At 52.3% G+C, this 24247-nt stretch carries 25 protein-coding genes; 9 read left to right on the plus strand and 16 right to left on the minus strand.

Annotated elements, in window-relative coordinates; translation table 11 throughout:
• Positions 1-28 precede the first annotated feature (28 nt).
• Complete coding sequence (ftsY, locus tag ACO0LF_RS08595) at positions 29-1138, minus strand: signal recognition particle-docking protein FtsY (protein ID WP_423013699.1); 1110 nt, start codon at positions 1136-1138, stop codon at positions 29-31.
• A 108-nt stretch (positions 1139-1246) separates the two neighbouring features.
• Here ftsY and rsmD point away from each other — a divergent pair, with 108 nt between their 5' ends.
• Genes rsmD through ACO0LF_RS08610 form a run of 3 tightly spaced genes read left to right on the plus strand, consistent with a single transcriptional unit; the run spans position 1247 to position 2791 of the window.
• Positions 1247-1942, plus strand: coding sequence for a 16S rRNA (guanine(966)-N(2))-methyltransferase RsmD (gene rsmD / locus ACO0LF_RS08600; protein ID WP_423013700.1), 696 nt, complete (start codon positions 1247-1249; stop codon positions 1940-1942).
• A gap of 55 nt (positions 1943-1997) precedes the next feature.
• Positions 1998-2495: a pantetheine-phosphate adenylyltransferase gene (gene coaD, locus ACO0LF_RS08605; protein ID WP_422950259.1), complete on the plus strand. Its 498-nt coding sequence runs from the start codon at positions 1998-2000 to the stop codon at positions 2493-2495.
• 38 nt (positions 2496-2533) lie between these two features.
• Complete coding sequence (locus tag ACO0LF_RS08610; protein WP_423013701.1) at positions 2534-2791, plus strand: YfhL family 4Fe-4S dicluster ferredoxin; 258 nt, start codon at positions 2534-2536, stop codon at positions 2789-2791.
• A gap of 54 nt (positions 2792-2845) precedes the next feature.
• Here ACO0LF_RS08610 and ACO0LF_RS08615 read toward each other — a convergent pair whose 3' ends face one another.
• The 4 genes from ACO0LF_RS08615 to ACO0LF_RS08630 form a co-directional block, all read right to left on the minus strand.
• Positions 2846-3340, minus strand: coding sequence for a pyridoxamine 5'-phosphate oxidase family protein (locus ACO0LF_RS08615; protein ID WP_423013702.1), 495 nt, complete (start codon positions 3338-3340; stop codon positions 2846-2848).
• A gap of 191 nt (positions 3341-3531) precedes the next feature.
• On the minus strand, positions 3532-4668 hold the full coding sequence (locus ACO0LF_RS08620; RefSeq protein WP_423013703.1) for a DUF484 family protein: 1137 nt from the start codon (positions 4666-4668) through the stop codon (positions 3532-3534).
• A 38-nt stretch (positions 4669-4706) separates the two neighbouring features.
• A complete protein-coding gene (locus ACO0LF_RS08625) occupies positions 4707-5549 on the minus strand; it encodes an MOSC domain-containing protein (protein ID WP_423013704.1) in 843 nt (280 codons plus the stop codon).
• Positions 5550-5617: 68 nt separating this feature from the next.
• On the minus strand, positions 5618-6607 hold the full coding sequence (locus ACO0LF_RS08630; RefSeq protein WP_423013705.1) for a GlxA family transcriptional regulator: 990 nt from the start codon (positions 6605-6607) through the stop codon (positions 5618-5620).
• Between the two features lie 120 nt (positions 6608-6727).
• Between ACO0LF_RS08630 and ACO0LF_RS08635 the strand changes: the two genes are divergently transcribed.
• The gene (locus tag ACO0LF_RS08635) at positions 6728-7375 is read left to right on the plus strand and encodes a cysteine hydrolase family protein (RefSeq protein ID WP_423013706.1); all 648 of its coding nucleotides are present in this window, start codon (positions 6728-6730) and stop codon (positions 7373-7375) included.
• Here the strand turns inward: ACO0LF_RS08635 and ACO0LF_RS08640 are convergent, their stop codons facing one another.
• From ACO0LF_RS08640 to ACO0LF_RS08660, 5 genes are all read right to left on the minus strand, one after another.
• Positions 7376-8542, minus strand: a complete 1167-nt coding sequence (locus ACO0LF_RS08640; protein ID WP_423013707.1) for a GGDEF domain-containing protein — start codon at positions 8540-8542, stop codon at positions 7376-7378. It lies immediately after the preceding gene.
• 294 nt (positions 8543-8836) lie between these two features.
• Complete coding sequence (gene ychF / locus ACO0LF_RS08645) at positions 8837-9928, minus strand: redox-regulated ATPase YchF (RefSeq protein ID WP_422950272.1); 1092 nt, start codon at positions 9926-9928, stop codon at positions 8837-8839.
• Positions 9929-10100: 172 nt separating this feature from the next.
• Positions 10101-11495 (minus strand): MATE family efflux transporter, encoded by a 1395-nt coding sequence (locus ACO0LF_RS08650; protein WP_423013708.1) that lies wholly within the window; start codon positions 11493-11495, stop codon positions 10101-10103.
• Positions 11496-11593: 98 nt separating this feature from the next.
• Entirely contained in the window at positions 11594-13279 is a 1686-nt protein-coding gene (locus ACO0LF_RS08655) for an SgrR family transcriptional regulator (protein ID WP_423013709.1), read from the minus strand.
• A 15-nt stretch (positions 13280-13294) separates the two neighbouring features.
• Positions 13295-13516: a hypothetical protein gene (locus ACO0LF_RS08660; RefSeq protein WP_423013710.1), complete on the minus strand. Its 222-nt coding sequence runs from the start codon at positions 13514-13516 to the stop codon at positions 13295-13297.
• Here ACO0LF_RS08660 and ACO0LF_RS08665 point away from each other — a divergent pair.
• From ACO0LF_RS08665 to ACO0LF_RS08685, 5 genes are all read left to right on the plus strand, one after another.
• Positions 13515-14768 carry an MFS transporter gene (locus tag ACO0LF_RS08665; protein ID WP_423013711.1) on the plus strand — a complete coding sequence of 418 codons (1254 nt, stop codon included), beginning with the start codon at positions 13515-13517 and terminating at the stop codon, positions 14766-14768. The two genes, ACO0LF_RS08660 and ACO0LF_RS08665, sit on opposite strands and share 2 nt — an antisense overlap.
• A 174-nt stretch (positions 14769-14942) precedes the next feature.
• A complete protein-coding gene (locus ACO0LF_RS08670; RefSeq protein WP_423013712.1) occupies positions 14943-15866 on the plus strand; it encodes an SPFH domain-containing protein in 924 nt (307 codons plus the stop codon).
• Between the two features lie 15 nt (positions 15867-15881).
• Positions 15882-16337 (plus strand): hypothetical protein, encoded by a 456-nt coding sequence (locus tag ACO0LF_RS08675; RefSeq protein WP_423013713.1) that lies wholly within the window; start codon positions 15882-15884, stop codon positions 16335-16337.
• Positions 16337-16555: a hypothetical protein gene (locus ACO0LF_RS08680; RefSeq protein ID WP_423013714.1), complete on the plus strand. Its 219-nt coding sequence runs from the start codon at positions 16337-16339 to the stop codon at positions 16553-16555. Before ACO0LF_RS08675 ends, ACO0LF_RS08680 begins: the two co-directional genes overlap by 1 nt.
• 65 nt (positions 16556-16620) lie before the next feature.
• A complete protein-coding gene (locus ACO0LF_RS08685; protein WP_423013715.1) occupies positions 16621-17226 on the plus strand; it encodes an ACP phosphodiesterase in 606 nt (201 codons plus the stop codon).
• Here the strand turns inward: ACO0LF_RS08685 and ACO0LF_RS08690 are convergent.
• The 6 genes from ACO0LF_RS08690 to ACO0LF_RS08715 all read right to left on the minus strand — a co-directional run bounded on the left by ACO0LF_RS08690 (position 17223) and on the right by ACO0LF_RS08715 (position 24246).
• Positions 17223-18326, minus strand: coding sequence for a patatin-like phospholipase family protein (locus ACO0LF_RS08690; protein WP_423013716.1), 1104 nt, complete (start codon positions 18324-18326; stop codon positions 17223-17225). The two genes, ACO0LF_RS08685 and ACO0LF_RS08690, sit on opposite strands and share 4 nt — an antisense overlap.
• Complete coding sequence (pth, locus tag ACO0LF_RS08695; protein ID WP_423013717.1) at positions 18323-18895, minus strand: aminoacyl-tRNA hydrolase; 573 nt, start codon at positions 18893-18895, stop codon at positions 18323-18325. Before pth ends, ACO0LF_RS08690 begins: the two co-directional genes overlap by 4 nt.
• Before the next feature lie 520 nt (positions 18896-19415).
• Positions 19416-19592: a hypothetical protein gene (locus ACO0LF_RS08700; RefSeq protein WP_423013718.1), complete on the minus strand. Its 177-nt coding sequence runs from the start codon at positions 19590-19592 to the stop codon at positions 19416-19418.
• A 159-nt stretch (positions 19593-19751) separates the two neighbouring features.
• On the minus strand, positions 19752-22187 hold the full coding sequence (locus tag ACO0LF_RS08705; RefSeq protein WP_423013719.1) for an FtsX-like permease family protein: 2436 nt from the start codon (positions 22185-22187) through the stop codon (positions 19752-19754).
• Positions 22188-22200: 13 nt separating this feature from the next.
• Positions 22201-22881: an ABC transporter ATP-binding protein gene (locus ACO0LF_RS08710; RefSeq protein ID WP_423013720.1), complete on the minus strand. Its 681-nt coding sequence runs from the start codon at positions 22879-22881 to the stop codon at positions 22201-22203.
• Between the two features lie 15 nt (positions 22882-22896).
• Positions 22897-24246 (minus strand): efflux RND transporter periplasmic adaptor subunit, encoded by a 1350-nt coding sequence (locus tag ACO0LF_RS08715; RefSeq protein WP_423013721.1) that lies wholly within the window; start codon positions 24244-24246, stop codon positions 22897-22899.
• Position 24247: the final 1 nt, after the last annotated feature.

Here is a 24247-nt window from a genome sequence, read left to right on the forward strand (position 1 = left end):
GATAGCACGCAATTTTGCCCGTGCTAAATCAATTAAGCAGGGCGTCAACAAATTCCTGGGCATTAAATGGTTGCAAGTCTTCAATCTGCTCACCTATGCCGATGAAATACACAGGCACAGGGCGGTTCTTGGCGATTGCTGCCAGCACGCCACCCTTGGCTGTGCCATCCAGTTTGGTAATGACCAGGCCAGTTAATTGCAGGGCATCATCAAAGGCCTTGACCTGCGCTAACGCATTCTGGCCAGTATTGCCGTCGATAATGAGCAAGACTTCTTGCGGTGCACCATCCATGCCCTTGGCGATGACGCGTTTGATCTTTTTCAACTCTTCCATCAGATGCAGCTGGGTGGGCAGGCGGCCAGCGGTATCCACCATCACTACATCCGTGCCACGGGCGCGCGCCGAGGCTACGGCATCAAAGGCCACCGCTGCAGGGTCGCCGGATTCCTGGGAGATAACGGTGACATTATTACGCTCACCCCAGATCGTCAATTGCTCACGAGCCGCAGCACGGAAAGTATCGCCCGCTGCCAGCAAGACCGATTGCTGATGGCTTTGCATATGCTTGGCCAGCTTGCCTATGGTGGTGGTCTTGCCCGCACCATTGACGCCGGTGATCATCATGACCAGGGGCTGATAGCGACCCAGTTCCAGCGGTTTTTGCAATGGTGTTAATAACTCCAGCAGCAAGACTTTCAGGGCCGCCTTGACTTGTTCGGCATCTATCAGCTTTTCTTCCTTGACCTTTTTCTTCAAGCCATCGAGCAGGAACTGGGTGGCTTCGACACCGGCATCCGAGGTCAGCAGGGCAGCTTCCAGTTCTTCATACAAATCATCATCTATGCGGGCACCGATGAAGAGGGTGGTAAGATTCGAGGAAGTTTTGGCCAATCCTGCCTTCAGGCGGCTTAACCATGAACGTTTTTGCTCAGGTTCAGGCGCTTGAGGGGCTACAACATCTGCCACTGCTGGCTTGACTTCAGCCACAGCCACAGGCGCAGGAGTGGTAACAGCGGTAACGATGGCAGGCGTAGCAACAACAGGTGCAGGACTAGCTGGCGCTGTAATAACAGGTGCCGGCTCAGCCACAACAACTGGCGCCTCTTCTTTGGGCTTCTTTTTGAAAAAACTAAACATCGGGATATTTTGGAGTGCGGGCGGCAAAAAAAGCCAGCCCTGATATTAGAATGCTGCCATTTTAACAGACAGCGCAAGATAAACTGATTTAGCCGTAACAAGCATGCAATGAAAACAAATAGTAATAAAAAAACAAAAGGCGCGAGCGCAAAAGCCACGCCGGTAAAACGTCAAAACCATCAAGTCCGCATCATAGGTGGCGTCTGGAAACGCAGCCTGCTCAGCGTAGTCGATGCCGAGGGTTTGCGCCCTACGCCAGACCGTGTCCGCGAAACCCTGTTCAACTGGCTAAATCATTTGCTGCACAATAACTGGACCGGTGTACATTGCCTGGATCTGTTCGCAGGTAGTGGTGCCCTGGGTTTTGAAGCCGCCAGCCGCGGTGCGGCCCAGGTCATCATGGTTGAGGCGCACACGCCAGCTTACAAGCAACTGGAGCAGGTCAGGGACAAATTGCAAGCCAGTCAGTGCAAATTGCTCAGGGCAGATGCACTCAAGGCAGTGGAAAGCATGGCAAACCAGCCACAAAAAATGGATGTGATCTTCCTCGACCCTCCATTCGAGCAGGATTGGCTGGAGCGTATCTTGCCAGCCTGTGCACAATTGCTCAGCCCTAAAGGCTGCATCTATGTTGAATCTGAATTCTCACTGGAGGTATCTTCTGGTGATGCAGCGACAGATGAAAAATTAGTTAAATTATTAAGCGGATGGCAAGTTATCCGCGCTGATAAAGCCGGTAGCGTTTACTTCCATATACTGCAACGCAACATTTTGCCGCATGAGGCGCACGAAAATCAGGCATAATGCCTGCTCAACTTGGTGCATATCCTTATGCAGATTGCGAAAAAAGGGAGTGAAGATGGTCACAGCCGTTTATCCGGGAACATTTGATCCGCTGACACGCGGTCATGAAGATTTGGTGCGTCGCGCATCCGGTCTTTTTGATACTTTGGTGGTCGGTGTAGCGGATAGCAAAAGCAAGAATCCATTTTTCTCCCTGGATGAACGTCTGGAAATCGCCAATGAAGTACTAGGACATTATCCAAATGTCAAAGTAGAGAGTTTCTCAGGTTTGCTGAAGGACTTTGTGCGCAAAAATGATGCGCGCGTCATCGTGCGTGGTTTGCGTGCCGTGTCTGATTTTGAATATGAATTCCAGATGGCGGGTATGAACCGTTATCTGCTGCCAGATGTAGAAACCCTGTTCCTGACACCTTCTGATCAATATCAATTTATTTCAGGCACCATAGTGCGTGAGATCGCCATGTTTGGTGGTGATGTATCAAAATTTGTATTCCCTTCCGTCGACCGCTGGCTGAAGAAAAAGGTCGCATTGCTGGCCGAGAGCAAGTCTTAAAGTAAGTACTGGATCAAGTAGTACATGAAAGCGACAACATGGCCCTGATGATTACGGACGATTGCATCAATTGCGATGTCTGCGAACCCGAATGCCCCAATGATGCAATTTACATGGGGCCGGAAATTTATGAAATCGATCCACATAAATGCACCGAATGTGTAGGCCATTACACAGAGCCACAATGTCAACAGGTGTGCCCGGTCAGTTGCATCCCCTTTAATCCCGAGTGGCGTGAAACGCCTGAGCAATTGCAGGCGAAATACGAAGTGCTGCAGAAAAAGCCAGAGCAATAAAAATCACAACGCGCGTGAACCACGATCACGCGCGCTGAAGGCCGTCAACAGGTGTTAAGGCCGCAATGTTCCATGCTCCCCAATATCCTTAGGTTGCTCGCCAGTGATGGCTGCCTTGGCCATCGCAAATAATTGCATCATCTTGCTGGAACCACTGTCCCAATATTCTGCCGCATGTATCTGCACTTTCAATAGGCGCAAGTGTGGGTCATCTACACCTTCCGGGAACCAGGGCTTGACCATGGCATTCCATAATTCTTCTGCTTTCTGACGGTCACGCAAGACTTCTGCACGACCAGAGATGGAGACATACACACTGTCATCCACATCAGAAAAACTCAGATTGATTTCGGGATGTTGCTGCACGGCGTTGATGTAATTCGCTTCGTCTGAAATAAAGAACCATATATTGCCAGCAGCATCAACTTGCTGGCTGGTCAGCGGGCGACTGCTCAGGTGATTGTTTTCATCTACGGTAGTGAACATGCCAAATTTGATGTCTTTGATCAAGTCACGGATTTTTTCCAACGCGTCGTTTTGGGTAGTCATGCTGGCCTCGTCATTTATGGGGTTTAATAACGAGGTAACAATAAACCGTATCAGCGCGTAACTCTGTACGGTATCGAACGTGGGCGGTCTGAGCAAAATTTTAGGGTGCGCTGTGCGCAGCATTGTCAGTGCACCTCAGTGTCAGGAATTTTCAGCTGGCGATAGCTTCGTGCACAGCAGCGTGCGATACGTCAAAAACAGCGCACCTGATTACGCCCGCCATTCTTGGCCTGGTACAAAGCCCGGTCGGCACGCAGCACCAGATCGCGGGCTATGCTGCTGGCATCGTCGTAATTGGTATTCTCGTCTATGGTCGTCAGGCCTATCGATATGGTCGCCTGGCAAGTGCCTGATTCACTCAAGACAAATTCCCGGCCAGCGATGCTCTTGCGTATGCGCTCGGCCACCTGTATCGCATCATGCAGATTGGTGTTGACCAGCACCACGACGAATTCTTCCCCACCAAAACGGCCCAGGGTATCGCTGAGGCGCAATTCATCCTTGATCCTTTTTGCAACTTCCTTGAGCACATCATCACCACCCTGATGGCCATAGCGGTCATTGATGAGCTTGAAGAAATCGATGTCCAGATACATGCAGGCAATGCTGTATCTTTGCCGGCGTGCACGGGCAATTTCTTCCAGCATGCGTTGTTCGACATAGCGGCGGTTGCTGACATTGGTCAAAGGATCGGTCAGACCTATGTAAGTCAGGCGCTCATTGTTGATGACGTTTTCCAGGCAGATCGCAATGATGGAACCCAGGCGCTCAATAAAATCCGTCGCCATATTGGGCTGGAAACGGTCAGCCTTGAAACTGCCCAGATTCAGGCAACCGATCAGGCGGCCTTGCCTGCGCATGGGGATGATGGCTATGCTGGCCGGTTTTTTATTGAAACTGCTGAAGTAAGATGCATAGGCTAAGCTTTGGTATAAACCCAGCTGGGGTTTGCGCAAGGCGGTCTCAGGCTGGCTGAGCTCTACTTCATGGCGCAAGAAAATCAGGTGTGGGAATTCTTGCAAATCTATCTTCAGGTCAGTCAGCATTTGCTGCAAATCACCCAGTTTGTCGAATAGCACCAGTGACACCACATCCAGCTCAGAAGTGACCGCCAGGGCGCTGAAGATATTCGTGATCAGCTCACGAAAACTATTCGCACCGATGATTTTCAAATCAAAACTCTGGTGACGCGCCATGATGTTTTGATTGCGGTGTGCCAGTTCCAGCAAGCTATCGAGCCTGGCCCGCAAAGCCTGATTTTCGCTTTGCAATTCCAGCAACGCAGATTGAGCCTGATCTGGCTCTTCATCCAAAGGTGCTGGCATCATGCTTTCCATGTCTATGGTATTTGTTTAATGTTTCTGGCTTAAAAGGCGATATTCATGTCCATGACATCGCCCACCCGTAATAACTGGCCAAGGCCACGTTCAACGATGATATTCATGCCGAAGGTGATGCCACCATCCACCAGGGGATTGGCGCGATAGGTTTGCAAGATATCCATAGGGTCAGGGCCAAACTCGCCGGTACTCTGGTCTACGGACGGCATGGGGCAACGCGGGCAAGGCTTGACCGGGCGCAATTGTATTTTGCTACCGATCTCAAAATTCTCGGCATAGTCTTCTTCAAAAGCTTCTATGCCATCCAGCACGATATTCGGGCGGAAGCGGTTCATGGGCAGGGCTTGGCGGCCTTGTTTTTCCAGGCGCTGATTGAGGTCATCAAGCGAGGCAGATGCGGTTAGCAAGATCGGGTAACCATCAGAAAAGCGCGTGGCTACCTGCTTGTCACCCGTCCATTTCTGACTCGCATAACGCTGGGTTTGCGCTGTGCTGCGCACCAGTCGGCAAGGCGTATCCAGCGCCTTGCTGAACCAGTCAGCCATGGCTTGCCCGCAATCCATGGCACTAAAACTTTCTTCCCAGATAGTGACGCTGGCAGTGCTGCTATCTTCTTGCGGATTCAAGGACAATACAGGCATGCCGGGCGCATGGATGTACAGGCCATCACTGCGTATCTCGGGGCGTATCAGCGCCATTCTGGGGAATTCTCTTTGCGTCAGGAACAGACCCTGCTGATCTACCAGCATCCACTCCCTGTCATGTATGCCTTCAAAGCTCAGGCCGGTTTCATTCAGGGTAGCCGCATCCAGAGCGATACCGGCGCAGGACTTGATGGGGTAAATCGTCAGAGAGAGTATGCTGGGCATGATGCAAAATAAGTGAGCAAATTCAGTAGCAGCTATTTTAATAGCTAATAGGCATTCACGCTGGGCTTTCAGGCATTTCCCTGGAATTCACGGCGGTAGGCTGAGGGGGATATGCCAAATTCACGGGCGAAGTAACGCCGCAATAATAAACCTGTGCCAAAACCGGTATCGGCCGCAATATCGTCGATGCTGCGCTTGCTGGTTTCCAGTTGCCGCTGGGCCAGTGCCAGGCGCTGGTTCAAGAGCCATTTACCGACCGTCGTACCAGTTTGCTGCTGGAAATGGCGGGTAAAGCTGCGCCTGCTCATCAATGCTCTTTGCGCCAGCTGATCCAGTTGCTGTGTTTGGTCCAGGTGCGCCAGCATCCATTCCAGTACCTTGGCCAGCCTGTCATCGGTTGCCAGTACCGGCAACGGCTGTTGTATATATTGCGCCTGCCCGCCTTGTCTGTGTGGTGCCACCACCAGGCGTCTGGCCACATGGGCGGCGATATCCGCGCCATAACTGGTACGCAAGACATGCAGGCAACAATCTATGCCTGCCGCCGTACCCGCCGAAGTGATGACATCGCCATGGTCAACATACAAGACATTCGGGTCCAGGCTGATGTGGGGATAACGCTCAGAAAATGCCTTGGCCAATGCCCAGTGGGTAGTGGCACTGCGGCCATCGAGTAAGCCAGCCTCAGCCAGTACAAAAGCGCCCAGGCATAAACCTATCAGTCTTGCGCCACGCTGGTGCGCCTGGCGCAAGGCTTTCAACAAGGCAGGCGGGGCAGGGCGCAAGTCATCATGCCAGGATGGCACGACCACCATATCGGCCTTGGCAAGCGTAGCCAAACCATGCCGCACACGTATGGCAAAACCGGCATTGGTCTGCACCTCATGCTGCGCTCGCCCAGTACTATCGAGGCAAACCTTGAGATTGAAGGCAGGCATGACCATCCCGCCATGGTGCTCGCCAAATACCATGCAAGGCACGGACAAATGGAAGGGGCTGATGCCATCAAAGGCCAGCACCGCAATATTCACGATCTTTTCAGGGAGAGATATCTGCATGGCCTGATTGTATCGAATATTGGCAATCGGGTCACTTATATTTCAGCGTCTGATAGCCCAGAATACAGTCCATCAACAGCACAAATTTGATGCAAACACTCACCCAAAAAGGAAACCACCATGAGCACCAACAACACTGTAAACACTGTAAAGCGCGCCCTGATCGTCATCGATGTACAAAATGAGTACTTCACCGGCAATATGCTGATTGAATACCCTGACCCAAAAGTATCCCTGCACAACATAGGCCGTGCCATGGATACGGCAAAAGCCGCTGGCATCCCTGTGCTGGTGGTGCAGCATTCTGCGTCGGAAAGCTCACCTATCTTTGCCCGTGGTTCCAAAACCTGGGAATTGCATGATGTAGTCGCCAGTCGCCATGCCGATCACCATATAGAAAAAAACATGGCCAGCGTATTCACCGGCACTGATGCTGCCGCCTGGTTGCAAAAAAATGAAATCAATACTCTCAGCATCGTTGGTTATATGACGCATAACTGCAATGCCAGCACTATCTATGAAGCTGCGCATAATGGCTATCAGGTAGAAACCCTGAGCGACGCCACAGGTTCACTGCCTTATGCCAATGCGGCTGGCTATGTCAGCGCAGAAGAAATTCATCGCGCCTATAGCGTGGTCTTCCATTCCAATTTCGCTGCTGTTGCTACCACTGACAACTGGCTGGCAGCAGTCAGGAATGGCGTGGCACTGCCAGTCAGCAATGTACTGGAATCACATCTGGCAGGGCGTCAGCGCAAGGCTGCCTGATCAGACTGGGTCAGAATGCAGGGCGATGCAATTGCGCCCTGCATTTTTTGCGCTGTAGAGTGCCTGGTCTGCTGCGCCGACCAGGGTGGATAAGTCTGTCCCCACCAGTAATGAATCTGCCACGCCAGCACTGAGTGTGCATTGCAGGCTATCACCTTTCCAGGGCACGCGCAGGTCGGCATACAACAGGCGTACCCTCTCGGCCAGCAAGGCCGCACCCTGTTCATTGATGCCTGCCAGCAAAATACAAAACTCTTCACCTCCATAGCGCGCCAGGCAATCTTCACTGCGGATGACAGTCTGCAATAATGCGGCAAGGCGACGCAGTACTTCATCACCAGCCTGGTGACCATATTTGTCATTGATACGTTTAAAGAAGTCCACGTCTATCATGATGATGGACATGGCGTCCCCAGTGCGGGTGGCACGCGCCAGCAAGCGCCGTGATTCATCTTCAAAGCTGCGCCGGTTCAGCGCGCCGGTCAGGCTGTCATGCGTGGCTTGTTCGCGCAAATCGCTGACCAGGCGAAAAGTGATCAATAGCACCAGCGACAGTGAAATGGACAGTTGCGATAAACCGCCAAGTACCAGAAACACAGGATTGACATCGCCTTGCGCAAACAGCGTGACCCCTTCCGCAGGCTTTGACAGCATATTCAAGGCCCGTAAAAAACTCATCAGCGCAATGAAAGAAAAAGAAGTCGCCGCCAGGTTGTAGGCAGTTTTCAAGGGTTGCGCAGCTTTGACCATCAGCCTCACGGCACAGGCACCAAAAACAATCGCGAAGAGCAGGGAATTGGCAATTACCAGCATGCGGATATCATCATGCAGCATGCCCAGCCACAGGCTTTGCACCATCATTTGCATGCCCAGCCATGCCGTCACCCAGTAATGACAGCGCTTGCCCTGGAAAGCTTCAATACCATTGTAGATAAAGCCTATGCCACAACCTGTGCAAAAAGGAACGGCGGCAATGATCCACACTGGCCATTCAGGAGACATCTGGGTACTGGTAAAAATACCCAGGCACATGCAGCAATGCCCCAGCGCCCACTGGCGCGCCCCTCTTATGTTGTCAGCATGAAAACTGATAAGCGCCATCATGCCCGCACCCAGCAGATTAATCCCGCTCAGCATCAGCATAATGGTGCGGACATCAAGTTTCATGTCTGGCTCGCATGGGTGACAAGGGGACGATGTTGGTCAGGCAAATGCTCTCCACGAAGTAGGTGCGGGTGAGTCAGGCTGTATGGAATGCGGCTGAAGTGCAAATCATTATATCGTAGGCAAAGGCCTTGACCATTGGCGCTACTACTTAGCAGCAGATGTGTCGGTTTTTTTGCCACATCGCTGGAAATCCGCGTTTATAAAAACGAGTTCATGGACTCAATGATGTAAAACGCCAGGCAAAATGCAAAAAAGCCGCGATATTTCGCGGCTTTTTTGTGAGATATGAAAATCTTACACGTTAAACAAGAAATTCAATACATCGCCATCCTTGACGACATATTCCTTGCCCTCGGCGCGCATTTTGCCTGCTTCCTTGGCACCGGATTCACCTTTGAAATTGATGTAGTCATCAAATGCTATGGTCTGGGCGCGGATGAAGCCGCGTTCGAAGTCGGTGTGGATCACGCCAGCTGCCTGTGGGGCGGTGTCGCCTACGTGGATGGTCCAGGCACGGACTTCCTTGACGCCAGCGGTGAAGTAAGTTTGCAGGCCCAGCAGTTTGAAACCGGCGCGTATCAGGCGGTCGAGGCCTGGCTCTTCCATGCCCATGTCGGCCAGGAATTCGGTTTTGTCGGCGTCGTCGAGGTCAGCGATTTCAGATTCTATGGAAGCGCAAATTGCCACGATAGGGGCATTTTGTGAATTTGCATAGGCAGTCAATTGATCCAGCAATGGGTTATTGGTGAAGCCACTGTCAGAGACGTTGGCAACATACATGGCTGGCTTGGCGGTGATCAGGCACAGTGGCTTGATGAGCAGCATTTCTTCTGCATCCAGGCCCAGGGCGCGTACAGGCTTGGCATCGTTCAGCGCAGGCATGATGCGTTCCAGCACGGTGACCAGTTTCAATGCATCTTTATCGCCAGAGCGGGCTTTCTTGTTTTCGCGGTGTATGGCTTTTTCTACTGTGCCCATGTCGGCCAGGGCCAATTCAGTCTGGATGACTTCGATATCGTCCAGCGGGCTGACCTTGCCAGCGACGTGGATGACATTGTCATCTTCAAAACAGCGCACGACGTTGACGATGGCATCAGTTTCGCGGATGTGGGCGAGGAACTGGTTACCCAGGCCTTCACCCTTGGACGCACCAGCCACCAGGCCAGCGATATCAACAAATTCAACGATGGCATTCTGAATGCGCTCAGGCTTGACGATGTCAGCCAGTTGCTTCAGGCGCGGATCAGGTACCTCAACCACACCAACATTAGGCTCTATCGTGCAGAAAGGATAATTTTCTGCCGGTATGCCTGCTTTGGTCAGCGCATTGAACAGTGTGGATTTGCCGACGTTAGGCAGGCCGACGATGCCGCATTTGAGACTCATGATGTTTTGCCAGTTGGATTTGATTAACCCGCTATTTTACCGGAAAGCCCGCCCTCCAGACTGATTCTGGCTTGAATTGCAGTAAATCTTGCTGATAAATACAGCAGGCAATCACAAAATAATAGATATTCGGTAGTTAATTTGATATTGCCATCTTCAGTTGGTGATAATTTCAGCCCGGAGTATGAGTCATATTTGCAGCTTGCCTGATCCTGCGCTTGCTCAGTTGATGCAGCAAGGATGTCAGCATGATACCGGCAATAGTCAGGCCCAATACCAGTCCTATCCAGAAACCGCGTGCTGCCATGGGCTGTTCAGGGTGCCAGGGCAGCCATGCCGGTGCCAGCCCCAGCACGCAACCTATGGGCAGGGCAAAGCCATAAAAGGCCATCAGATGTATCAGCATAGGTGTGCGTGTGACTTTATAGCCGCGTATGGCGCAGGATGCCGTGACCTGGGCCGCATCTGATAACTGGAAGATCGCCGCATATAACAGCAGCTCAGATGCCAGTGCCTGTACCGCCGGGTCAGAGGTATAGGCTGCTGCCACCAGGTCGCGGAAGATCATGATGCCCAGGGCAGATATGACGGCAAAGCTGGTTGACAGTGCATAACCTGTCCAGGAGATAAAGCGTGCCCGTTCCGGGTCGCCTTCGCCCAGGGTTTGCCCGACCCGGGTGGTCAGGGCGATACCCAGGCTCAAAGGCACCATGAATACCAGGGATGAAAAATTCAGGGCAATCTGGTTGGCCGATACCGGCACCACGCCAAAGCGGGCAATCAGCAAACCGACTGCGCCAAAGGCTGAGACCTCGGCAAAATAAGTGACGCCTATAGGCAGACCCAGGCGCAGGGTGGAGCGGATTTCTGCCCAGTTCGGTGCTTCATAATGGCTAAAGGGGAAGGTCTCTTTATAGGCAGCGGCGCGACGCATCCAGAATATCATGGCAGCCAGCATCAGCCACAGGCCTGTGCCGGTGGCCAGCGCACAGCCAGTGGAACCCAGTTTGGGGAAGCCCAGATGGCCATAAATAAACAGCCAGTTCATGACTATATTGTAAGTCAGGCCACCCAGCGCGATCATCATGACAGGCTTGGTCTGGTTCAGGCTGGTGGTATAACCATACAGGGCGCGGTACATGGCAAAGGCGGGCATGCCCAGGCTGATGACATGTACGAATTGCGAAGCCTTGGCATTGATGGCCGGGTCCAGTTGCAGAAAATTGAAAACCAGGGTGGCAATATTCAACAGCACACATCCAAGCAGGCCTACACCCAGGCCCAGCCACAGGGCCTGGCGCACCATATGTGGCACACGCTCATGGTTTTCCGCGCCAACTTCATGGGCAATGACAGTATTCACCGCCATCATGATGCCCATCACGCTGACCAGGATGATCACCCAGACATTCGCCCCCAGTGACACGGCGGCGAGGTCGTTGGCACTGAGATGACCAGTCATGGCCACGTCAGCCACGCTCATGCCTACCGTGGCGAGTTGTCCTATCAGGACAGGCCAGGCAATGGTCCAGAGGGCGGCGGCTTCAGTGCGAATACGGGTTTTCATGCAGGGCAAACAAAGAGGGATGGGACCAGCATCTTACCGTAGAAAGCAAATCCTTTGCTTTCTACGGGATTTCCTCAGGGCGATTGTCGTGTCTGATTTTAGTGCCTTAGCCATAATTCATTGAACGATACAAAACCAAACGGCGTCATCCTGACACCGGCCACGTGCGGGGCAATGCTGACCAATTGGTTTTCATGCGAAATCGGGATCATCCAGCCTTCTTGTACCAGGCGCTTGCCTATGCGGGCATAGGCTGTCATGCGACGTTTGCTATCCGCCTGCGCCTTGATTTTCATTAAATCGGCATCCAGGGATTTCAATGCAGCAGCAGGCATCCAGCGGCGAAAGACGCTGTCGGCAGCAAACCATTCAAAGCAGCCAAAATCCTGGTCATCATGCATGACTTCGCGTGCCACCACCAGATCAGTATCTTTCACCCATTCACGTGCCATCAACTGGTCAAAGGGCAGGCTGGTCCAATTGACGATGAAGCCAGCAGCTTCCAGTCTTTGCTTGACGGCTTGCGCCAGGCTCAGTATTTCCTGGGTCTGGCCACTGACCATGCGTAATTTGTGGCCAGCTTTGAAGTTGCTGCATTTTGGTTTTTTGGCGACGCGATGTTTCCAGATGACTAGTAAGCCTGAGGCTGGTTTTCTTCTGCGTTCTTCCACATCAAACAAAGTTTCCGGCGCCAACCAGTCAGCCAGTGCCAGCCTTTGTTCGGCGGTCTTGAAAAAACTGCGGGCAGAATTACAGATGATATAAGTGCAGCCAGATTCTGCACCGACGATGCTGTGTTTTTTTGTACTATCTTGATGGGCATGGCCAAACTGCAAATCAAATCCCGATGGCCCGGATGGCGGCGGCAGCATCCACAAATCAATTTCATCGAGCAGGGGGCGTTCGCGATAATAATCCTTGAAAGCCTGCAAGGTAAGCTGGTAGGTATTATTGCGTATGATGCGAAAAGCCCCGCTGCCTATCGGGAAGCGGGCAAAGTCGGCAGCCCGCTGACGTGGCACGATGGATGAATTTGCCGTGGCCAGGCAATGTGGCCATAAGTGATCAGCATGTGCCAGGTAAAAACTGACACGCAGGCTGGGCCCGGTTTCTATATGCAGCAAATGGCGATACAGGCGCTGGTAAATTGCAGGTTCATCGCGCAGACGCAAAATACTGGCTTTCACATCTTCTACGCCCAGTTCGCGGCCATCATGAAAACTCAGGCCGGGACGTAACCAGAAATGCCAGACCGTTGCGTTTTTCTCGCTTTCCCAATGATGGGCAATCGCAGGGCGCAAGGCATTTTGCTGGTGATCAAAAGTCATCAGCCGCGAAAAAATCTGCCGCGCAAGGTGTGCCTCAAGACGGCCGTGGACTTTCAGAGGGTCCAGGCTTTCTACGCTGCGAAACAAGGGCATGCGCAAGCTGCGGCTGGCGCTGTCCGGCATGCCCAGATAATCAGGCAGGCGACTGGCCAGTTGCTGACGCTGGTTACCATCCAGGCTGGCAAAGGCTTGTTCCAGGTCGCCACGTGCCAGCAAGTGCGACAAATGATCCAGCGCCAGACTATCCGGGCTTTGCAAAAGTTGCAGTTGCGAATGATGGCCACGCCCGCGCCCGGCTTGCCAGTTTAGCCAGCCTTGCGCTTGCATCTTCGCCAGCAGGTTGCGCATATTGCGCTCACTGCAATGCATTGCCAGTGCAAGGGCGGGCAGGCCGGGTTGTTGCTCATGCTGCTGCAAAAAGCTGTGCAGCTTGCGGTATTGATCCAGTAATTTCATGCAGGCAAGGTCAGCTCAGGTCAGGTAAGCATCAGCTTCATAAAAGGGGAAAAAACTTTTTTTATTATATCCATTTTTCCTTTCTGCTTTTTTAAACATACTGTCCAACATCAGTAAGCCCTGTTGTTGTATGCCCCACAAAAGGAAGATGATGGTCCGCTTTCCCAATGCCGTGATACGGCTTTTATGCAGTTCTTTTGTATTTGTCATGGGTCGTGCGGTGGCGCTGCCTTTCATGGCCCTGTACCTGACCGAGCACCTGGCATTAGACACGCAAGTCATAGGCTGGATATTGGGCGGCAGTATTTTCTTTTCTACCTTGTTCAGTTTGTATGCTGGCTATCTGGCAGACCGGCTCAGTAAAAATTTTCTGATGAAAACAGCGGGTGTGGTGGTCGCTATCTCTACCTTATCGCTGACGGTCGCACCCAATGCCTGGACAGTCTTGCTGGCCTTGATGTGCATAGAATCTGCACTGACCTTGCGCGGCATTTCGCTGAAAGCCACCCTGGCCGACCTGTTGCCACCTGAGCAAAGGGCAAAGGCATTTTCGTTTAATTACATGCTCATCAATGTGGCATTTTCATTGGGGCCATTGCTGGGGGCATGGCTGTTTGCCATCAAGCTGACTGGCCCCTTGTGGCTGGCGGCAGGTTTCTCCTTACTGGCATCGCAGGTACTCGGCAAGCCAGCCGTGACCAGCAAGAGCAGTTCAGAAATCAAATCCAGCCCGGCTGGTTTTAAAGCGACCATGCGAGTATTGCGAAGTGACCGCCGCCTGGTCTTGTTCAGCATGGGCAGTGTGCTGACTTCCTTCGTCTTTGGCCGCTTTGTCTCGGGTTATTTATCGCAATACCTGATCGTCAGTCAGGGTACGCAGGCCGCAGCACAATTGCTGCCCTTTATACTGATGACCAATGCGGTGACAGTAGTGCTCTTGCAATACCCTGTGGGCAAACTCATGCAGCAAAAATACCTGTTCCGCTGGGTAAGTCTGGGTGCCACCTTATATGCCGTGGGCCTGTTCGGTTTCATGCATGCCAGCACAGCGCTGAGCTGGGTAGTGGCAACCCTGGTTTTCACGGTGGGGGAAGTGATAGTCATTCCCTGCGAATACATGTTCATAGACATGATAGCGCCAGCTGACAAGCGCGGTAGCTACTATGGAGCACAAAGCCTGGCCATGTTTGGGGCCGCACTGAATCCGGTTATCTGCGGTTTCTTGCTGGCGCATTTTCATAGCGATGTCATGTTCTGGGTATTGATCTCGGCTGCCTTGCTGGGGGTATTGATGTATTTTGCCGGAACTCATAGTCAAGCTGGCAAAGCAGGCAAACCTGCTCAAATTATGGAAGAGCCTATATCCACAATAGCAGCCATGCCGGAAGTGCTGCCAGAAGCCAGCAAGCCGCAGGCCAGCTCTCCTGTCCTGGCGGCTAGTCAGCAGCTCGCCGGAAACCGCATCAAGAAATTGTTTCCCTTGTCCTGAGTTCCATTTCTTTCTTGTGTCTCTAGTGTCTTTATTAGGCTGCCCCTAAAGGGCAGCCTTTTTCCTTTTCGGTTTTTGCATATTCCGTGCATATGCAATTTCCTTGACATTTCCATATTTGCGCCCTAAAGTGATATCACTTTGATTTCAAAGTGCCATCTATCAGGAGAAAGTATGAGTACTACCTCAGTGTCAGCGAATGCAAAAAAATTAATACAAGAGCGTTCCCGCCCATCGCTAGACGGTTATTTCATGATTATTGTTGGCCTGCTGCTGGTGGCAGGTGGTGTGTATAGCTTTATCGACCTGCTCAGTCACAGTGGCGACCCTTATATTCCAGGAGTATTGGCGCGCCTGGCTGTGGTGGTGGTGGGTATTTTTACCCTCACGGGCCTGTACATGCTGCAACCGAATGAAGCGGCTTTATTGTCATTGTTTGGACAATACAAGGGTACGGACCGCAGTGAAGGCCTGCGCTGGGTCAATCCTTTTTATGCCAAGCGCAAACTCAGCCTGCGCGCCCGCACCCTCAATACTGCAGCTTTGAAAGTCAATGACAAACGCGGCAATCCCGTGGAAATTGGTGCAGCGATAGTCTGGCGCGTGCAGGATACCGCGCTGGCGATTTACAATGTCGATGATTTTGAACGCTTCGTTCAGATACAGGCAGAGGCTGCCATACGCCATCTGGCCACCCAGTATGCCTATGACGATGGCGAAGACCTGGCCGAAGGCGAGACTACGCTGCGCGCAGGCATGGATGTGGTTGCCAGTGCCATGCGTGATGAATTGCATAATCGCTTCACGGCAGCAGGTATTGATGTAGAAGACGCTAAACTCACCCACCTGGCTTATGCGCCGGAAATTGCCCAGGTCATGTTGCGCCGCCAGCAGGCAGAAGCCATCATCAGCGCCCGCAAGAAAATCGTACATGGCGCGGTCAGTATGGTCGAAGCTGCCTTGCAAGGTTTGTCCGAGCGCAAGATATGCGAACTCGATGATGAAAGAAAAGCTGCCATGGTCAGTAATTTGCTGGTGGTGCTGTGCTCGGATAAAGAGACTCAGCCCGTCATCAATACCGGCACTTTATATAATTAATGGCGGAGAAAAATAATGCCTAATCCGGTTTACATAGAAAAACAATGGCTGAAGTTATTGTGGATTATTTTGCCTGTCGGCACGGTGCTTTTATTCGCGATACAGATGAAATATCTGGGACAGGGCCTGATAGCGATCAAACTGGCACTACCTCTGGTGAGCTTGCTGACTTTGGTATTTTTAGGGTGCCTGACGACCGTGGTGGATGCCAGCCACTTGCGCTGGTCTTTTAGTCTGATTGGTTTTCCTTCCTGGAAAATTGCCTTGTCAGATATTGCCTCGGTAGAAGCGACCACGACCAGCATGATGGAGGGTCATGGTATCCGCTTCACCAGCAAGGGCATGCTTTATAACGCCGCTGGCAAGTCAGCAATACTGGTGGTCTTGCGCAATGGAAGAAGCATACGCCTGGGCACCCAGGATCCACAGCGCCTGCTCAGTTATCTGACGCCACGTTTGACTGCCAGATAATGGCCAGCCCAGGAAAAAAATCCTTCCCCCTGCGTATCGATCCTCTGTTGTGGAACGAGATCGAACGCATGGCGGCACAGGAACTGCGCAGTGCCAATGCCCAGGTTGAATACCTGCTCAGGCAGGCCTTGAAACAGCAAGGACGACATATACCTTCGGCAAAGGCAGTGACAGATGCCGAAGATAAGGATGACAATCCGCCAGACGAGCAAAGCTGAAGAGATTTGAAGTTGGTAGCAGCTGGCAGCAGATAAGCACAAAGCCCGTTATACTGGCTTCACTTATGAATTACCTCGCCCACATTTACCTGGCCCAGCATAGCGATCACGCCATGCTGGGTGCCTTGCTCGGTGACTTTGTCAAATTGAAAGACACCGTGCTTTATCATCCTGAGATCCAGGCCGATATCCAGATGCACAGGCTGGTCGATAGCTATACCGACAGCCACCCCATCGTCTTGCAGGCCAAAGCTTTGTTCCAGGATCAGCACCGCCGCTATGCCGGCATTTTGCTGGATATTTTTTATGACCATGTGCTGAGCCAGTATTGGCCAGAAGACAGCCCCACTCCACGTCAGGAACTGATACGAAGCTTTTATACCGCCCTGCAAGCACAGTCAAAAATAATCTTGCCCGACAACTTGCAGGCCGCCTTGCCGCGTATGCTGAGTCAGGACTGGCTGGGGTCTTATCATGAATTTGATGGCGTCAGAATTGCGGTAGAACGCACTTCGCAAAGGTTGTCAAAAAATGGTGATTTGTTGCGCGCAGGTCTGGATGATTTGCAAAGCAACTACGATGCATTAAGCAAAGGTTTCCAGGAATTTTTTCCTGAGCTTAGACAGTATGTCACTGCGCAACGCGGTCAAATGCAGCCTCTGCAAAATTAGAAATTCAAAGCCTGCACCAGATCCAGATCTGGCTTATCGACAAACGCTGCAAAGTCATCCCGCATGCGTGCGCTTTCGCTGATCGCCAGCTTCCAGTTCTGGATGCGGAAATCATGATTCGTGCCGTAATAGAAAAAATCCTTGCGGTCTGGCAGCTTGCTACGCGTCAGCCTCTTCAGGAAAGATGGCGACGGTGACACCATGATCACATTATCCAGCCACTGGCGATTGGCACCCATGCCAGCCCTGCGCCAGGGCAGGGGTTTATCCAGCCAGCCGGGCACGATGTGATCGGTAAAATGCGGGTAGAGCACCAGGTCGCCATCCTTGCTGCCTGCCACACGTGAATAGGGCAGGGCCAGGTGATAATCGATGATGCCGCCATCCCAGTAAGTGCCAGCTGGTGCATGCGGGATATGCGGGACTGGCTCCATGATCAGCGGCAAGGTGCCGGATGCCAGTAGCGACCAGCCCAGGTTATCTGTTTTCAGCGGGCAGAAATGCGTATCAAAACCATCGAACTTGGCTTTCAGCCAGAATAGCGGGTCGCGCGTATCACCAACAATCACGCGGTCCATATGTCTGGCCAGTTGTGAGCGCGAAGCCAGGTTGGCAAAGGTCGCTGCCACAAAGCCAGCTTTGGCCTTGTTCACTGATCTGGGGGCGCTCAACAAACCGCGGCCACGCACTGCCAGTAAATGCAACCTGTGCAAAGGCTGGTTGACGATTTCTGCTTCATGCCCACCAATGAAGTCATGCAAGAGATTCTGGATTTCCCGCGTTACATACTGAGCAGAAGGTTTTTCAGGATAACGCTGTTCGCAATACAAATCACCCAGGCGCTGGAAAGCCGCTACCGGATCAGCATGACTGGCTGCTGCCATACGCCAGGCACCGATAGACGCACCGATCAGCGTGCGTTCACGCGGTGCCGTCGGCAACCATGTACCAAATAGCCATTGATCCAAAGCCTGCAATATCAAACCCTTGGGGCCGCCAGCCGCTGCCGGAATAATGGCAACGTCTTGCGCACGCAAGCCATGCTCACGCAGATGCGCGTAGGCTTTGCGACCGGCATGGATTTGTATGGCTGAACTCATTTTGTCGTATGGAGTTGCATCATCGCTTCAGGAAATTTGCCTTCAACCAGCAAGGGTAACACGGCCAGGCTATTGGCGATGGCTTCATCGATCGGCCCCTGTTCTTCCTTGCGTGGTCTGTGCAAGACAAAGTCAGCCACGCCCTGCGTCAAATTCAGGCTGCGCGGGTGGCCTATGCCTATGCGCAAACGCCAGTAATCCTGAGTGCCCAGGGCGGCAGTAATATCTTTCAGGCCATTATGTCCACCAGATGAGCCACCCAGTTTGAGCTTGGCAATGCCAGGCATGATATCCAGTTCATCATGCACCACCAGCACCTGGTCTGGTGTGATTTTGTAGAAGCGGCAGATAGCACCTACCGATTGCCCTGAGCGGTTCATGAAGGTTTGCGGCTCCAGCAGCCACACCTCTTGATTGGCAATGCGAGTCTTGCCCACCAGGGCATTGAAATTCTTGTCCCTTTGCAGACTGGCTGGCAATTGCTCTACCAGCCAGAAGCCGGCATTGTGGCGGGTTTGTTCATATTCAGGGCCGGGGTTACCCAGGCCGACGATCAGGCGTATGGTCATTGCTAAGTTGGTATCTTGTTATTGCAGGACTGCTGTCCTGTGGAATGAGGGGTATTATAACTAAGCTGAATGCGCTAAGGTATTAAAGCGAAAGCGGGATAGGGAGAAGAGCTTAAGGTGGTCTGTTGCTTGCCTGTCATTTCACGTATATGCTCGGCGCTCAATCCCGAGCAATCTTATTAACGTCATTCCACCGGGCTGGCGCTCCAGCGGCGTTCTAGGCATATCGTGCAGTTTATTAGCTTCATATTTGTGTAAATTTTCGATTTAGATATTTTAAATATTTTTCACACGTATTTTAAGATCGCTGGCCGGTGGTAGACCGGCGGCTACCCGCCTTTTTGCTTCGCCAAAAAGGTGGGCCAAAAAGGCGACCCAGGCGTCGCCGCCCCTGCGGGGTTCCCTTTGCTGTAAGTCAAAAAATGGGAAAGTCCGAAAACTCGCTACCCTTGCAGGGCGCACAATCGCTTGCAAGCGATTGCCGTTATGCAGGCGGACAGCATGCTGTCCGAAACCCCTGCTACACCTCAAACATCGGCCTTTCTTTTTCCATTTTCTGCCTTACATCAAAGGCGTCGACACATGGGAACTGCGAAAAATCAACAGCAACAGCAACAGCAACAGCAACAGCAACAGCAACAGCAACAGCAAAGGCAAAGGCAAAGGCAAAGGCAACGTCAACACGACCTTTATTCATATTTTTATCAGCGAATAATTGAACAGCCTGTTCAAAAAAACTTCCGTGCCTGCATATTCAAAGAACACACAGTGTTGAGTGCACGGGATAAATAGGGACGGGTGCAGACCTGTTTCGCCCATACCTAAAGGATGTGTATCCCGCAGGCATGGACTTTACTCAAGCATGTAAGGACAACGCAAGCCGCTGGCGGCTTGCCTTTCTTGCTTGCAGGGTGACGGCGATGACGGCGATGAGGCCGGACCAGAGCAGGGAGAATGCCAGGGTCCACAAGGCGATGGGTGCGCGTTCTATATAGCTGGCCAGGTAGCGTTCTATGGTGATGGCTGCGACAGGTAAGGAGATGGCGGCAGACAGTAAAGTCAGTAAGCCTATCTCTTGCATCACCAGTGTGGCGATATGGCGTTTTCCGGCGCCATAGAGCTTGCGCAGGGCGATTTCTTTTTCTCTTCTTTGCACTGTATAAGCGGACAAGGCATAAGTGCCAAATGCAGCGATGGCGAGGGCGATAAAGGTGGAGATGGTGAGTAAACGACTCAGTCTTTGGTCCTCTTCATAATTGGCATCGAGAATTTGCTGGGCGCTATGCATTTCCAGCAGTTTGCCGGGGAAGTAGACCGGCCACAGGCTTTGCAGGGTGCTGGCTGTCGCTGCAACTGAATCACGGCTGCGTATGCTGAGTGCTGTGCCTGCGACCCAGAGTTCATAAGCAATGGCACGTGGTGCTTCATGCAGGGAATGGAAGCGCAATTCCGGGGCTATGCCTATGATGTGCTTGCTGGCCTGCTTGCCGTCGAATTGCGTGTACACCAGGACTTTTCCTAACGCTGCTTCTGGAGAAGCAAAACCCAACTGGCGTGCCGCTACTGCATTCAATATCATGGGCTCGGCATCACCTTCCTTGTCCAGCTTGGCATCGAACAAACGTCCTGCGACAGGCTTGATCTGGTAAGTATTAAAAAAATTGACACTGACAGATTTCATGTCGGGGGCGATAGATGCGCCACCCGGTAGTTTGACATCCATCAGCCAGGGATTGATGTAGCGGCCTATTGCATCGGTGGAAATCGCCATGCTGGCAACCTCTGGTTTTTTTGAGAGTGCGGCCATCAGGCCCAGGGCATTTTTGCTTTCACTGGCAGGCTCAGGCAAATCGACGACCAGTAGTGGCGCTGCGTCAAAACCAGGTGAGGCTTTAATCGCAAATTCAGCTTGCCAGGCAATCGCCAGGGTGACACTGGCCAGACCCATGGCAGTAGCGATCTGCAAGACTGTCATCAGCCTGCGCAATTGCCTGCCTTGCGTCGATTCGCTACCCGGGCGACCTGCCAAGACCTGGGTAGGACGGGTGCGAATGGCAATCCAGGCGGGGTAGATGGCCGTCAACACAGCCAGAAAAATGCCTATGCCGATGGCAGCAGCAATATTGCCAATGGAGACTATGCTATCAAGCTTGCGGTTCATCAATTCTGCAAACAGTGGCAAGGCCAGGTAAGCCAGCAATAAACCCAGCCCGGTTGCCAGCATGGAGACCAATAAAGATTCAGCCAGGAATTGCAGGATGATTTGGGGAATGCTGGCACCGAGCACCTTGCGCATGCCTATCTCGCGTTGCCTGCGCAGAGTACGCACGGTCGCCAGATTGACATAATTGATGGCAGCCAGCACCAGGATCAGGATGGCAATGGCAGTCAATCCTTTGATGATGACCGGATCGCCACGATCGCCAGGCATGGTGATGGGATTCTTTGCTATTTCCTGATCAAAATAGGCATCCCGCAAAGGCAGGAGACTAAGATCCATGGCCTTGCGTGTGCCCAGACGTGCCTTGGCATCTGGTAGCATATTATTTTGCACGCTGCCGGCATGATTGACGATATCTTGCAGAGCTGCTGTGATCGCAGTCAGTGAACTGCCTGGCTGTATGCGTATGAACAGTTTGGCATTTGCGCCATCGGCACCCGTCAATGCCTCGGCGCGTGCATCATCAGGTATCAGTACAGAATTGATGCCAACCAGGGCGGCAAAGGGTATCGTGGTATTGTCTGCCGGGTCACGCAGGATGGCAGCGACGCGCAGACTTTTTTCCGCGATTTTTATGGATTGACCAAGCGCTGAAGATAGTCCAAATATTTTTCTGGCAGCACTTTCGGTCATTGCCAGATTTTCAGGGCGCTCCAGTGCTAACTTGAGATCTCCGTCAATTGCCTGCAAGCCCAGCATTTCTGCAAAGCCTGGCAAGGTGGGAAGAATCTTGAGCTTGCTGAGATTGTCAGCTATGCGAATAGTGGCTTCCGGTTTTTGAAAATAACCGCTGATATCAATGACACCAGGGATCTTCTTGCCAGGCAGGCGCAACAGGGCGGGGGCCTGGTCAAACCTGGCTTCGGCCGGATCGACATTGTATTTGTGCTTGATGACATATACTTCGTCGGCATGCGGGATCTGGCTATCATATTCAAAGGCATAACGCACAAAGCCCAGCATCAGCAGGCAAAAAGCCATACCTATGCCCAGTATCACAATGCTGGTAGCTGAATATCCTGGTTCTTGCGCCAGCACGCGCCAGCCTATACGGAAATCTCTTATTTTCATCTTGGTCTCCGGCTCAGGCAGCTTGCAAGGCATCGACGACGATGCGGCCATCAAGCAAGTGCAGGGTGCGTGAAGCCTGTGCCGCATGCGAAGGTGAATGCGTGACCATGACCACGGTCGTGCCTTCTGCATTGATGGTGCGCAGCAAACGCATGACTTCATCACCATGGGCACTGTCCAGGTTGCCGGTAGGTTCGTCGGCCAGCAAGACTGCTGGATTAGCGATCAGGGCGCGGGCAATGGCAACGCGTTGCTGCTGACCGCCAGACAGTTGTGAGGGCCTGTGCTTAGCCCTGTGGCTGATGCCCAGTTTTTCCAGCATGGCAGCGACACTCGCGCGTCTTTCTTTTGTCGGGGTGGCGGTATATTTCAGTGCCAGTTCCACGTTCTCGGCCACAGTCAATTCTTCTATCAGATTAAAGCTCTGGAAGATGAAACCTATACGGCCACGACGTAATTGATTGAGTTTGTTTTCTCTCCAGTTGGAGATGTCCTGGCCTTCAAATACATAGCTTCCATGGGTAGGTATATCCAACAGGCCCAGCAAGCCCAGCAAGGTGGATTTGCCGCAGCCAGATGGCCCGGTGATGGCCACATATTCACCTGCATCAATATCCAGGTCTATCTGGTCCAGTGCCGTGGTTTGCACTTCGCCCGTGACATGAATCTTGCTGACGGCTTTGAGTTTTATCATCTTATGTCTCCCGTTTTAATTATTAATCTGTAAGCGTTTTGCTTTAAGAAAATTGGCATAGCTGGATACGATCACTTTGTCTCCTTTTGCCAGGCCTGACAAGACTTCTATCTGGCGATTATTGCGTCTGCCGATTTTTATTTCACGCCTTAGGGCTTGTGTCCCATCGGGTTTGAGAACAAATACCCAGTTGCCGCCGGTGTCAGTGATAAAGCTGGTATTGGGAAGCAACATGGCTTGCCCCGGCTCACCCAAAGTGATATTGGCTTCCAGGCTTTGCCCGGGGCTGATCGCATAATCCTGCCCTTGCGCAAACTCCAGTTCCACCTTGAAGCGGCCATCCTTAATTTGCGGAAAGACCTTGCCTACCACGATGGCCAGGGTTTTATCACCCAGATGTGCGACTCCACTTCGTCCATTGGCAATGCGGTTCAAATAATATTCATCGATCTGTGCCTCCAGTTTTACCAACCTGGGGTCATCGATGCGGCCTATGCGCTTTCCCGCTATCATGGTTTCGCCGACTTGCAAATGAAAGTCAGTCAATCTGCCTGCCACTGGCGCGCGCACTGCCAGTGCCGCCACCGTCGCATTCACCAGTTGCAAGCCTGACTGTAAACCCCTGATGCCATTTTCCATCTGTAATTGCGCATCATGCTTCACTTTTATCTCGGCATCGCGACTGCTCTTTTCCTCATCGACAGCAAATTGCGCACGTGCCAGTTTATCTGCTGATTCTTCCAGTGCCACCAAAGAGATAAAATTTTGCTCTGCCAGTTTTTCATTTCTGGCGTGCTGCTTTTTTGTTTGCGCCAGTTCAAATTCCAGTGCTGACAAACGGCGCTGGTGATCGGTATTGCCCAACTGGAAATTCACGCGCAAATTCGCCAGATTGGATATTTGCTGCGTATGCTCCGCCTGGCGCGCCAGCAACTCCAGATTGCGCTGGGGATTGGACAGGCGGAACAATAACTGCCCCTGCCTGACCATGCTGCCATCCTGGGCAAACACTTCTTCCACGCGACCAGATTCAACAGTATCGAGCACCACAGAATTGAGCGGTTCTGCGGTAGCACGCAACATCAGGTCATCCAGATATATCCCTTGCTCTACACTGGCAATACGCAGCTCAGTTGCTGACACCAGCAAGCCTTGCGGCAGCATATACCAGGCCAGAGTGGCTAAACCGCCTAGCAGTAATAGTGCAAAGCAAGCCTGTAGCCAGCGCTGGCCGCACTTTCTGGGTATCACTTTGTCCATCGCCACACCGGTGATGGCAGGGCGTACATTTGGCTTGTTCATCTCTGGATTTTTTTGCTGTCTCGCCATGCCTATTGCAAAGCCCATGCCAGGTAGAGATGTCATG

It is taken from the genome of Undibacterium sp. Di27W, from assembly GCF_049340345.1.
Lineage (GTDB): Bacteria > Pseudomonadota > Gammaproteobacteria > Burkholderiales > Burkholderiaceae_D > Undibacterium.

Bases quoted from the DNA above. Each gene is read 5' to 3' on its own strand.
- ftsY (WP_423013699.1), bottom strand. From the start codon at position 1,138: ATGTTTAGTTTTTTCAAAAAGAAGCCCAAAGAAGAGGCGCCAGTTGTT.
- rsmD (WP_423013700.1), top strand. From the start codon at position 1,247: ATGAAAACAAATAGTAATAAAAAAACAAAAGGCGCGAGCGCAAAAGCC.
- coaD (WP_422950259.1), top strand. From the start codon at position 1,998: ATGGTCACAGCCGTTTATCCGGGAACATTTGATCCGCTGACACGCGGT.
- ACO0LF_RS08610 (WP_423013701.1), top strand. From the start codon at position 2,534: ATGGCCCTGATGATTACGGACGATTGCATCAATTGCGATGTCTGCGAA.
- ACO0LF_RS08615 (WP_423013702.1), bottom strand. From the start codon at position 3,340: ATGACTACCCAAAACGACGCGTTGGAAAAAATCCGTGACTTGATCAAA.
- ACO0LF_RS08620 (WP_423013703.1), bottom strand. From the start codon at position 4,668: ATGATGCCAGCACCTTTGGATGAAGAGCCAGATCAGGCTCAATCTGCG.
- ACO0LF_RS08625 (WP_423013704.1), bottom strand. From the start codon at position 5,549: ATGCCCAGCATACTCTCTCTGACGATTTACCCCATCAAGTCCTGCGCC.
- ACO0LF_RS08630 (WP_423013705.1), bottom strand. From the start codon at position 6,607: ATGCAGATATCTCTCCCTGAAAAGATCGTGAATATTGCGGTGCTGGCC.
- ACO0LF_RS08635 (WP_423013706.1), top strand. From the start codon at position 6,728: ATGAGCACCAACAACACTGTAAACACTGTAAAGCGCGCCCTGATCGTC.
- ACO0LF_RS08640 (WP_423013707.1), bottom strand. From the start codon at position 8,542: ATGAAACTTGATGTCCGCACCATTATGCTGATGCTGAGCGGGATTAAT.
- ychF (WP_422950272.1), bottom strand. From the start codon at position 9,928: ATGAGTCTCAAATGCGGCATCGTCGGCCTGCCTAACGTCGGCAAATCC.
- ACO0LF_RS08650 (WP_423013708.1), bottom strand. From the start codon at position 11,495: ATGAAAACCCGTATTCGCACTGAAGCCGCCGCCCTCTGGACCATTGCC.
- ACO0LF_RS08655 (WP_423013709.1), bottom strand. From the start codon at position 13,279: ATGAAATTACTGGATCAATACCGCAAGCTGCACAGCTTTTTGCAGCAG.
- ACO0LF_RS08665 (WP_423013711.1), top strand. From the start codon at position 13,515: ATGGCCCTGTACCTGACCGAGCACCTGGCATTAGACACGCAAGTCATA.
- ACO0LF_RS08660 (WP_423013710.1), bottom strand. From the start codon at position 13,516: ATGAAAGGCAGCGCCACCGCACGACCCATGACAAATACAAAAGAACTG.
- ACO0LF_RS08670 (WP_423013712.1), top strand. From the start codon at position 14,943: ATGAGTACTACCTCAGTGTCAGCGAATGCAAAAAAATTAATACAAGAG.
- ACO0LF_RS08675 (WP_423013713.1), top strand. From the start codon at position 15,882: ATGCCTAATCCGGTTTACATAGAAAAACAATGGCTGAAGTTATTGTGG.
- ACO0LF_RS08680 (WP_423013714.1), top strand. From the start codon at position 16,337: ATGGCCAGCCCAGGAAAAAAATCCTTCCCCCTGCGTATCGATCCTCTG.
- ACO0LF_RS08685 (WP_423013715.1), top strand. From the start codon at position 16,621: ATGAATTACCTCGCCCACATTTACCTGGCCCAGCATAGCGATCACGCC.
- ACO0LF_RS08690 (WP_423013716.1), bottom strand. From the start codon at position 18,326: ATGAGTTCAGCCATACAAATCCATGCCGGTCGCAAAGCCTACGCGCAT.
- pth (WP_423013717.1), bottom strand. From the start codon at position 18,895: ATGACCATACGCCTGATCGTCGGCCTGGGTAACCCCGGCCCTGAATAT.
- ACO0LF_RS08700 (WP_423013718.1), bottom strand. From the start codon at position 19,592: ATGAATAAAGGTCGTGTTGACGTTGCCTTTGCCTTTGCCTTTGCCTTT.
- ACO0LF_RS08705 (WP_423013719.1), bottom strand. From the start codon at position 22,187: ATGAAAATAAGAGATTTCCGTATAGGCTGGCGCGTGCTGGCGCAAGAA.
- ACO0LF_RS08710 (WP_423013720.1), bottom strand. From the start codon at position 22,881: ATGATAAAACTCAAAGCCGTCAGCAAGATTCATGTCACGGGCGAAGTG.
- ACO0LF_RS08715 (WP_423013721.1), bottom strand. From the start codon at position 24,246: ATGACATCTCTACCTGGCATGGGCTTTGCAATAGGCATGGCGAGACAG.